General features: G+C 64.0%; 8 protein-coding genes and 1 pseudogene. 5 read left to right on the top strand and 4 right to left on the bottom strand.

Translation table 11 applies throughout. The features are described 5' to 3' along the window. The first annotated feature begins 89 nt into the window (after window positions 1-89). The 3 genes from ABZ677_RS27565 (at window position 90) to ABZ677_RS27575 (ending at window position 2,314) form a co-directional block, all read left to right on the top strand. Window positions 90-422 (top strand): hypothetical protein, encoded by a 333-nt coding sequence (locus ABZ677_RS27565; protein WP_358375224.1) that lies wholly within the window; start codon window positions 90-92, stop codon window positions 420-422. A gap of 223 nt (window positions 423-645) precedes the next feature. After that, the gene (locus ABZ677_RS27570; protein WP_358375227.1) at window positions 646-2,043 is read left to right on the top strand and encodes a sugar porter family MFS transporter; all 1,398 of its coding nucleotides are present in this window, start codon (window positions 646-648) and stop codon (window positions 2,041-2,043) included. Between the two features lies 1 nt (window position 2,044). Continuing rightward, a complete protein-coding gene (locus ABZ677_RS27575; RefSeq protein WP_037189460.1) occupies window positions 2,045-2,314 on the top strand; it encodes a YciI family protein in 270 nt (89 codons plus the stop codon). On the opposite strand, the gene ABZ677_RS27580 is transcribed toward ABZ677_RS27575, so the two are convergent. After that, complete coding sequence (locus tag ABZ677_RS27580) at window positions 2,284-3,657, bottom strand: glycosyltransferase 87 family protein (RefSeq protein WP_358375230.1); 1,374 nt, start codon at window positions 3,655-3,657, stop codon at window positions 2,284-2,286. The two genes, ABZ677_RS27575 and ABZ677_RS27580, sit on opposite strands and share 31 nt — an antisense overlap. 288 nt (window positions 3,658-3,945) lie before the next feature. Between ABZ677_RS27580 and ABZ677_RS27585 the strand changes: the two genes are divergently transcribed. Next, complete coding sequence (locus ABZ677_RS27585; RefSeq protein ID WP_358375233.1) at window positions 3,946-5,274, top strand: MFS transporter; 1,329 nt, start codon at window positions 3,946-3,948, stop codon at window positions 5,272-5,274. On the opposite strand, the gene dxs is transcribed toward ABZ677_RS27585, so the two are convergent. Then, the gene (gene dxs / locus ABZ677_RS27590; RefSeq protein WP_094634312.1) at window positions 5,261-7,141 is read right to left on the bottom strand and encodes a 1-deoxy-D-xylulose-5-phosphate synthase; all 1,881 of its coding nucleotides are present in this window, start codon (window positions 7,139-7,141) and stop codon (window positions 5,261-5,263) included. The two genes, ABZ677_RS27585 and dxs, sit on opposite strands and share 14 nt — an antisense overlap. 178 nt (window positions 7,142-7,319) lie before the next feature. Between dxs and glsA the strand changes: the two genes are divergently transcribed. Then, complete coding sequence (gene glsA / locus ABZ677_RS27595) at window positions 7,320-9,146, top strand: glutaminase A (RefSeq protein WP_358375238.1); 1,827 nt, start codon at window positions 7,320-7,322, stop codon at window positions 9,144-9,146. Between the two features lie 42 nt (window positions 9,147-9,188). Here glsA and ABZ677_RS27600 read toward each other — a convergent pair whose 3' ends face one another. After that, window positions 9,189-9,947, bottom strand: coding sequence for an anti-sigma factor (locus tag ABZ677_RS27600; protein ID WP_037189463.1), 759 nt, complete (start codon window positions 9,945-9,947; stop codon window positions 9,189-9,191). Beyond that, window positions 9,944-10,261 (bottom strand): annotated as a pseudogene (locus tag ABZ677_RS27605) (sigma factor-like helix-turn-helix DNA-binding protein); the annotation flags it as partial. The pseudogene ABZ677_RS27605 and the gene ABZ677_RS27600, both read right to left, overlap by 4 nt. Between the last annotated feature and the right edge of the window lie 94 nt (window positions 10,262-10,355).

Here is a 10,355-nt window from a genome sequence, read left to right on the forward strand (position 1 = left end):
ACGACGGAGGTGACCACTGATGCACTGATGCAACTACCCGCCTGATCACCAACGAAGGATCACAAACCAGTTACACCACTTCTAGGGGCTTGACCGCACGATCCTCGTTCGGTCCGGTGAGCATCGTCCCGAAGATGGTCTCGCAACCGATCGCCGCCCGCGAGGTCGCCGAACGACTGATCGACCTGGCGGAGCGGACCCCGGCCGGCCGAGTCGCAGACCTCGGTGGACCGCGTGAAGAACGCATGGCCGAGATGGTTCGGCGCTACGCACGGGCCATCGGTACTCGCGGCCTGGTGCTCGAAGTCCCGATTCCCGGCGCATACGGTCGCGCGATGCGAGACGGAACACTGGTCACCACGACCGATGCGGATCACGGTCTCCAGACCTTCGATCAGTGGTCGGCCGCCCAGGCGCGATAGCCACCTGCCGCCGAACTCGAAGCCATGGACGACTTTCGGCAGATTTCCGTCCGCAACTTCGAGTTCGACAGGCGCAATATCGGACAATTCACCTTTTTTCGGTGAGCGGATTCCCGCACGCCTCGAATATCGAGTCGATTTCGCTCCCAATCCGCCGGTGCGAGGACGATGATGGCGATCGACCACCAAGGATGCTGGTTCACCTCGAAAGCTGGGTCACGTGATGACGCAATCCACCGATCGGCACACTGCCAAAGTCATCGGAGTCACGATTGCCGCCGCTGTCGGCGGCTTCTTGTTCGGGTTCGATTCGTCCGTCGTCAACGGCGCGGTGGACTCCATCCAGGAGAACTTCGCACTGTCGTCGTTCGTCACCGGCTTCGCCGTGGCCATCGCGCTTCTCGGTTGTGCGGTCGGTGCCTGGTTCGCCGGCCGGCTCGCCGACAGCTGGGGCCGAAAGAAGGTGATGCTGCTCGGTTCCGCACTGTTCACCATCTCGTCGGTGGGATCCGGGTTCGCGTTCAGCGTCCCGGATCTCATGCTGTGGCGTGTACTCGGCGGCCTCGGCATCGGCATCGCATCGGTCATTGCGCCCGCCTACATCTCGGAGATTGCCCCGGCGCGCTATCGAGGTGGATTGGCCTCGCTGCAGCAGCTGGCCATCACCATCGGAATTTTCGCCGCCCTGCTGTCGGACGCGGTGCTGCAGAACGCGGCAGGTGGGCCGTCGAACGACCTGTGGTTCGGGCTCGAAGCCTGGCGATGGATGTTCCTGGTCGGCGTGGCACCGGCACTCGTCTACGGTTTTCTCGCCACGCTGATTCCCGAGTCGCCCAGATACCTCGTCGGAAAACATCTCGACGAGGAAGCGGCTCGCATTCTGGGAGACATCACCGGGGAGGTGAACCCGAACGAAAGGGTCAAAGAGATCCGACTGACCTTGCGTCGGGAATCGAAATCGTCCTTCGCCGATATCCGTGGACCCAAGTTCGGTCTGCAACCGATCGTCTGGGTCGGCATCACGATGGCGGTTCTGCAGCAGTTCGTCGGCATCAACGCGATCTTCTACTACTCGACGACCCTGTGGAAATCCGTCGGTTTCAGCGAGAACCAATCTTTCGTCACCTCGGTGATCACCTCTGTCATCAATGTCTCGATGACATTCGTCGCCATCTTGTTCGTCGACCGATTCGGCCGACGAAATCTGCTCATGATCGGCTCGATAGGTATGTTCGTCGGCCTCGTACTGGCGGCCGTTTCGTTCACTCAGGCAGTGGGCAGCGGGGACCAACTCGAATTGCCGTCCCCGTGGGGACCGGTCGCTCTCGTCGGAGCGAACCTCTTCGTGGTCTTCTTCGCCGCAACCTGGGGACCGATCATGTGGGTCATGCTCGGGGAGATGTTCCCCAACCGAATGCGAGCCGTCGCTCTCGGTATCAGTACTGCCGCGAACTGGATTGCCAACTTCGCCATCACACTCGCATTTCCGCCGTTGTCCGACACCATCGGACTCGGATTCATCTATTCGTTCTTTGCGTTCTTCGCGATCCTGTCTTTCTTCTTCGTCAAGTACAAGATCACGGAAACCAAAGGAATGGAGCTCGAGGACATGGAGATCTGACATGCCGATGTTCGTCGTCGAATACGCGTACACCCCCGAAACATCCTCGGGCCGTGACGATCACCGCACCGACCATCGCGCCTGGCTGCGCGAACTCGAGCGCCGCAAGATCCTCCGATCGTCGAGCCCACTCGCCGATCACAGTGGTGCCACGATGATCGTCGACGGCACCGACAAGGCGAGTGTGGAGCGGATGTTCGCACACGATCCCTTCGCCCTGGCCCATCTGATAGATCGCGTTCAGATCGAAGAGTGGGTGGCAGGGACGTAGCGGACAGTCGAGTCCTTCCGCAGTCCTATCGCCGCTACCACCAGAACGATCACGTAGACAACGCAATACGCGTTCCGCAGTCCTCCGTCGAGGATCGGCGATACGGACTGCATGAACGTGCCGATCACCACCACGTCGGCCTGAGTGCGATACCAGGCCACGAAAGGAGCTGTGGCGGCGAGCAATCCGAGGATGCGCAGCGTGCGGCCGCGCACGCTCGTCCGCGAGCTCGCACATGCATCGAGTCCGATCACCAACAGCGGAACGCACCACACCCAATGATGGCCCCAGGAGAACGGCGACACCATCGGCGCCGTGAGACCGCACAGCGTCATCGCCAGCAGTGTTCTCCCCGCACGGTGAGCTCGATACGACACCCACATCCCCGCAGCAAGGACGATCAACGCCGCAGGCAACCACACGATCACAGGCGGATGCTCGGTTCCCCACGCCCGCGCCACCACCCCCCGAACCGACTGGTTCGCGGGAGACGTGGTCGACCCCACTCGGTCCGAGGCGAGGATCGCGGAGGTCCAATAGCGCCACGCGTCGGAGAACACGACCACAAATCCGATCAGCACCGTGACCAGACCGGTGACGGCCGCAGTCCATGCCGCTCGCCATTGCTTCTGCGCGATCGACATGACGATGAACAGGCCGGGTGTCAGCTTCAGACCTGCCGCGATTCCGACGCCGACCCCGCGAAGCCGACTGCCCTCGGGCCGGCCGAGATCCCACAGCACCAACACGAGCAACAACAGATTGATCTGGCCCAACCACAGCGACATGCGCACCGGCTCCAGCCACGAGCAACCCACCGCCAGACCCACACTCACCACTTTGGTCCGCGTGCAATTCTCGTATCCGAGTCGTCGCCAGCTGAGATGGACGACGCCGTAGAGCAACACGACATTGGATACGTTCACCAGCAATCCGGTCGCCGTATCGGAGAGCAAGCCCAGGGGTGCGAACAGCACAGCAGCGAACGGCGGATACGTGAACGGCAGCGTGCCGAACAACGAAAACGAGTACAGCTCTTCGCTACCGAGTACGGTTGCGCCGCCGTGTCGGTAGACGAGAGCGTCGACACCGTTGCCGAACAACCCGTACAACGAGTCGAACGACAGCAAACGATCGTGTGCTGCGAATGCCACCACACCGATCACTGCCGACATCGCCACGAACCATCGCGAATGCCGTCGCTCGATCCCGTCGTTCCGGGAATCCCGCGGCGGGGTGCCATCCACGGACTCGACGGCGGCCCAGTCGGAGTCACCGTCGCCGAGAGCCGGATCGCTTCGGCTGTCCGAGACGTCGGTTCTACCGTCGAAGACGAGGGTCATGGACAAAACATGCCAGTCGTCACGGTTTGGACAACAACGACACACCAGCCACGCAGGTCACATATTCGCAAAGAAAATGATCGACACTCGGCGTGAATCGACTCGATGTCACGACGCGATCGATTCCGTGTTCCTCGCTGCATTCGTCGATCACTCGTTCGTGAAATCCGAGAGTTCGGTGTTGCCCTCGGTACCGAACCTGCAGCCAGGTCGAGAAGGTTCTCACATGACCGGTAGTGCATTGTGAGGGATAGAAACAATCCGCCGACCGGACGCCGAAAGCAGGCCATGAAGTCCCGAACCGTGTTCGCTGTGTTCACCGTCGTGGTCTTCGGTCTCGGACTGCGTCTGCTGTTCGGCAGCACCTCGGCTCTCACCTCGAATATTGCGGCGTTCTACTCTGCCGGTTCCGTCTCGATGGCGCTGTTGACGACGGGACCGGTGATCTTCCTCGGTGTGTGCGCTGCCGCTGCAGGTTCTTTGCTGCGTCGCGCGCGGGTCACAGACGTGCTCGTCGGGTGCTTGATTCTCGTTGCGGTCGGCACCGCGGTGCGCGCGGTGCCGTCCTGGCCGGTGCTGGTGGCGGGAACCCTCGCGGCGGCTGCGGGTATTGCGGTGGCGAACGTGTTGGGGCCGGTACTGGTGCGCGTGATCGTGCAGGAGTGGAGCCTGCGGGAACGACCAGGAAAGCAGGACTGGAGCCTGCAGGAACGACCCGGTGGACGGGAGTGGAGCCTGCAGGAACGACCGGAGAGTCCGGCGGTGTCGGCTCGCCGGCTGGGGTTGTTGACCGGTGTGTTGACTGCCGTGATCAGCGCCAGTGCCGGTGTGGCGTCGGGGGTCTCGGTTCCGTTGACCGAGTCGCTCGACGGCGCGTGGCGGTGGGTGCTCGGGTTGTGGGCGGTCCCGGTGGTGATCGCGGCGTTGTGTATGGCACTGCTGTCCCGGATGTTCGCGAGGACGGGGTCGTCGCCGGCGGTGTCCGGTTCCGTGGGATCGCAGGGCAGTTCGGGCGTGCTGCGCTCCCCCGTCGCGTGGGCGGTGACGGCGTTCATGGGTGTGCAGTCACTCATGGCGTATTCGTTGATCGCGTGGCTGCCCACGATCTACCGGGATCGAGGTGTGGACGCCGCCGCGGCCGGATTGCTGTTGACGGCTCTGTCGGTCAGCAGTGTCGTGACGGCGCTGACGGTGCCGAACGTGGCCACCGGATTGTCGAGGCAGAGCGTTCTGGCCGTTGCGGTGGTGTTGCCCACGGTTGCCGGATTGCTGGGAGTGCTGTCCTCGGCCGATTCATGGGCGCTGCTGTGGGCCGTGTTGCTCGGACTCGGCCAAGGTGGGCAGTTGTCCTTGGCGATGACGCTGATGAATCTGCGGGCCGCGACGGCACGTGATGCTGCATCGCTGAGTTCGATGGCACAGACGGTCGGCTACATGCTGGCAGCCTGCGGCCCTGTGGTGTGCGGCGCAGTACATTCGGCAACGCAACGGTGGGAACCGTCGGTGCTCTTCCTGCTCGTGATGACGGCTCCGATGGCAGTCGCGGGCGCGCTGGCCGGACGCCGCGCGTTCTACGGCGGCGACGTCCGGCAGGAGACCGGCGTCAGAGGCTCTTGACCCAGTGCGAGACCCGCTGTACGACGTCCTCGCAGGTGAGACCGAGTTCGTGGTGCAGCTGTTCGCGTGATGCGTGATCCAAGAATCGTTGTGGCACACCGAGATCACGACACGGAGTATCGACGCCTGCCGCGCGAAGAGCCGCGGACAGGGTCGAGCCGACACCACCGTGCAGGCCACTGTCTTCGAGGGTGACCACCATCCGATAGTCCTCCGCCAATTTCAGCAGCGCCTGCGGGATGGGCAGCACCCACCTGGGGTCGACCACAGCCGCCGAGATGCCGTCCTGTCGGAGTTTCTCCGCGGCGTGCACGGCCAGCGGACCGAACACTCCGACGGCCACGATCAGCACATCGCCCGTGGCACCGGACGGCTCGGTCAGTACGTCGACAATTCCGTCGAGTCTGCGCACTGCGGGCACGGTTTCGGTCACCGCGCCCTTCGGAAAGCGCAGCGCGGTGGGTCCGTCGGACGTTGCGATCGCCTCGGCCAGTTCTTCTCGCAGTGTCTCGGCATCTCGTGGCGCCGCCACCCTCATGCCGGGGATGATGCCGAGCAGGGACATGTCCCACATGCCGTTGTGGCTGGCACCGTCGGCCCCCGTGACACCGGCGCGGTCGAGCACCACGGTGACCGGCAGTCCGAGCAGCGCCACGTCCATCAGCAATTGATCGAACGCTCGATTGAGGAAGGTGGAGTAGATCGCGACCACCGGATGCATGCCGCCCAGTGCGAGTCCGGCAGCCGACGTCATCGCGTGCTGCTCGGCGATTCCGACGTCGAACAGCCGGTCGGGGAAGCGAACTCCGAACGCGGCGAGACCGGTGGGCGCGGCCATCGCAGCGGTGATCGCCACGACGTCCTCGTTCTGTTCGCCCTGCTCGATCAGGGCCGCCGAGAACACCGAGGTCCAGTCCGGTGCCGACTTCGACCGCGCCAGTCCCGTCAACGGATCGATGATCCCGGTGGCGTGCATCTGATCTGCGACGTCGTTCTCGGCGTGAACGTAACCCATGCCTTTGCGCGTCACCGCGTGGACGATGACCGGGCCGCCGTATGCCTTGGCTCGACGCAGAGCCGATTCCATCGCGTGCTGGTCGTGGCCGTCGACCGGACCCAGGTATTTGATTCCGAGATCGGTGAACATCACCTGCGGGCTGATGGCGTCCTTCACTCCGGCCTTCATGCCGTGCAACATCGCGTAGGCCGTGGGCCCGACGATCGGAATGCGACGAACGATGCGGCGACCGTTGTCCAGCACCTTCTCGTACCCGGGCTGGAGCCGTAGGGCAGCCAGATGATCGGCCAAGCCCCCGATGGTCGGGGCGTACGAGCGACCGTTGTCGTTGACGACGATCACCAGGGATCGTTCGCGGCCTGCGGCGATGTTGTTGAGGGCCTCCCAACACATTCCGCCGGTGAGCGCACCGTCGCCGACCACAGCGACCACGTGCCGGTCGGATTCGCCTTTCAGGGCGAACGCTTTGGCCAGGCCGTCGGCGTAGGAGAGGGACGCCGACGCGTGCGAGGACTCGACCCAGTCGTGTTCGCTCTCGACCCGTGACGGGTAGCCCGACAGGCCGCCCTGCTTACGCAGCGTGTCGAACAGACCGGTGCGCCCGGTCAGCATCTTGTGTACGTACGCCTGATGACCGGTGTCGAAAATGACGGGATCACGCGGGGAGTCGAAGATGCGATGAATCGCCAATGTCAGTTCCACCACACCGAGATTGGGACCGAGGTGGCCGCCGGTGGCGGACACCTTCTCGACGAGGAACGCACGGATCTCGCGAGCCAGTTCGGCCAGCTCCGCACTGCCGAGGTCGCGCAAGTCCTCGGGCGTCTGAATTCGAGCTAGGACACCCAACGAGATCGCTCCCTCCGGCCGGAAAACACAATGAAATTTCAGTCTACGGAGTTACCGTGCACTGCTGCTCCGCCCAGCATCATCACGCCGACAGTACCGTCGAACATCGAGGTGCCCTGGGCCAGCCGCCCCTAACCTCGGCGGAGACGAATCGGACATCACACATACAGTGTGGCCTATGAGCAACGTGGTCGATGCCATCCTGCGCCGAGTTCACGGATTATGCCGAGACGACACGTCCGGGCAGGTGGCGGACTACATTCCCGAACTGGCCGCCGTTACGCCGGACGGGTTCGGTATCGCACTGACGACCACGGACGGTTACGTCTACGAGGTCGGCGACACTCGACTCCCCTTCACGATTCAATCCATCTCCAAGCCGTTCACCTATGCACTGGCGTTGGCCGACCGGGGACTGGACGTCGTCGCGAGCAAGGTCGACGTCGAACCGTCCGGTGAGCCGTTCAACGAGATCAGTCTCGACCCCGTCACCGAGCGACCGCGCAACCCGATGATCAACGCCGGTGCCATCACGTCGGCGTCGCTGATCGCCGGGCGAAGTGCCGAGGATCGATTCGAGCGCATTCGAGCCTCGTACTCGCGGTATGCAGGGAGGACTCTGACGTTCAACGACGCCGTCTACCGGTCGGAGGCCCGCACCGGCAATCGCAACCGCGCAATCGGGTACATGCTCCGTTCGTTCGACATCATCGACCACGATCCCGACGCCGCCGTCGATCTGTACTTCCGCCAGTGCTCTATCGACGTCACCGCCGCGGACCTCGCCATGATGGCGGCCACGATGGCCAACAACGGCGTCAACCCGCGCACGCGTGAACGTGCACTTGCACCGGCTCTGGTCGAACGAGTGCTGTCGGTCATGACGACATGTGGGATGTACGACGGGGCGGGCGACTGGGTCGCGAGGGTCGGCCTGCCGGCCAAGAGCGGGGTCGGAGGCGGGATCCTCGCGGTACTGCCGGGACAGATGGGCATTGCCGTCTACTCCCCGCGGCTCGATTCGCACGGAAACAGCGTCCGTGGAGTCGCCGCTTGCCGAGAACTCTCGAAACGCCTCGAACTACACTTCCTGCACGTCACCCGAGCTGCGAAGTCCTCGATCCGACGCCGATACGTGGTCACCGAGGCACCGTCACGCAAACGGCGATCGGACGTGGAACAGGACACCTTGGCTGCCGTGGGCGATCGAGCCCGCGTGTACGAACTACACGGGGATCTGCTGTTCTCCGGTGCCGAGACTGCCGTCCGTGAGATCGGCGACCTCGATCGGGAACTGGATGCCCTCGTCATCGATGTGCGAGGCGTCGACGAGGTCAGTGACATCGCCCGGACCATGTTCGAGGATCTCCGTCAGGATCTCGCGGAGCACGGCTGTGTGGTGGGTCTGGTGGATCCGAGAGCGATCATGGGTCATACGACGTCGAGTCTCGACCCGGCCGACCCCGCGGGCCGAACCTACTCGAGCCTGGGTGCGGCCATCCAGTGGGCCGAGAATCTGTTGCTCGATCGCCATTGCGCGGGCGTGCGACAGCCGACGGTCGTCACCACGGCCGAGCATCCGTTGCTGGCCGGGCTGTCCGCCGCACAGTTCGAGGCCGTCACTCCGTATCTGGAGAAGCGGCACTACGCGCGCGGAGACGTGATCGTTCGCCAGGGTGATGCGGCTGCGGGCCTGTTCCTGATGCTGCGCGGTGAGGTGACGTCCACGGCCGTCGCCGCCGACGGCGGCAAGCACCGCATCACGACACTCTCCCCCGGCATGAGCTTCGGTGAGATGCCCCTGCTGATGTCGGTACCGTTCCTGCTCGACATGGTTGCCGACACACCAGTCGATCTCGTGGTGGTGTCGGCGGCGCACTTCCAGGCGCTCACGCGCGATGCACCGGAGATCAAGCTGGCGCTGCTGGAAAATCTCGCCACCGGAGCCTACGGCCAGATGGCCGCGGTGATCAGAACGCTCGGGCGGTTCGACATCGGCATCTGACCGAACGTCGAACCGCCCGAGGCGACTGTGCGTGTGCTGCTCTCAGGCGCCCAACGTCAGCATCGTGAGCACCTCGGTCGGCTGCGCCGACCCGCCTGCGGGCTCGAGTGAGAACGCGAAGTTCGTCGACGCCCCGAGACCGTCGATCACCGTGCCGTCCTCGGAGGAAAGCTGATCCTCGGTCACCACACCGGCAGAGCGAGGCGAACCGTCCACGAACCACATCTGGTAGACGCGGCCCGGCGGTGGCTGCGGAACTCCATCGAGATCGACGACGACCGCGTTCCGGGCCAGCGAGTACGCCACGGTCGCCGAGCCGCCACCGGGGAACTCCGCCGTCACCTGTCGTGAATCGGGCGCGGCCACGATCTGGTCCGCCTGAGACGGCTGCGCATCGGTGCCCATGGTCTGACTGACGACCACAACGCCGCCGACGGCGACGACCACCGCGGCCGCAGCCGAGACCATCGAGTACCGCCAGGCCTTCGAGCGTTCGCGCCGATGCCTGTGCAGCGGTGTGACGTTCGGTGGCAGCTTGTGGACCGTGGGCTCCTGATCGCTGACGGCGACCTGGTCGAGCACCCGTTGCCGAAGGGACTCGGGCGCGGGAGAGGCGTCGGACGCCGCTGCCAGGGCCAGCGTCTCGTGGATCTCGCCTACCAGGACGTCGAACTGGGCGCGTGCGGTGTCGTCGACGCGCAACCGTTCTGTCTCGATGTCGCGTCGTTCGGCTTCGGTGGTCGCGTGCAGGGCATAGACCTCCGCGTCGTCGAGCAGTCGTTGTCGTGACGATTCGTTCATTGCGGGATCACCCCCAGGCATGTCTTCAATTTGATCAATCCGTCTCGTATGCGCGATTTGATGGTAGGAACCGCGACCCCGAGCCGCTCCGCAACTTCGCGATAGGTGTAACCGCTGTAATAAGCCATTCGGACCGACTCGCTCTGCGTATCGGTCAAGGTGTCGAGACAGGCGACCACGGCTTCCGATTCGAGCCGCTGCGTCACCGTCTCGAGCACTTCGTCGTGCTCCGGTGTGTGACTGACTGCGCCGTACGCGGCCTCACGGTCGGTACCCGACTGCTCGCTCCGAACGCGATCGACGGCTCGACGGTGAGTAGTGCCCCATAGAGTGGTGTAACTCGGTGGCCGAGATCGTCTGCGATTCCGTGTTGTGCACGGGTGTAGAGCGGCCACCGTGTGATCCTTC

The sequence above is a fragment of the Rhodococcus sp. NPDC006774 genome (assembly GCF_040636045.1).
Taxonomy (GTDB): Bacteria; Actinomycetota; Actinomycetes; order Mycobacteriales; family Mycobacteriaceae; genus Rhodococcoides.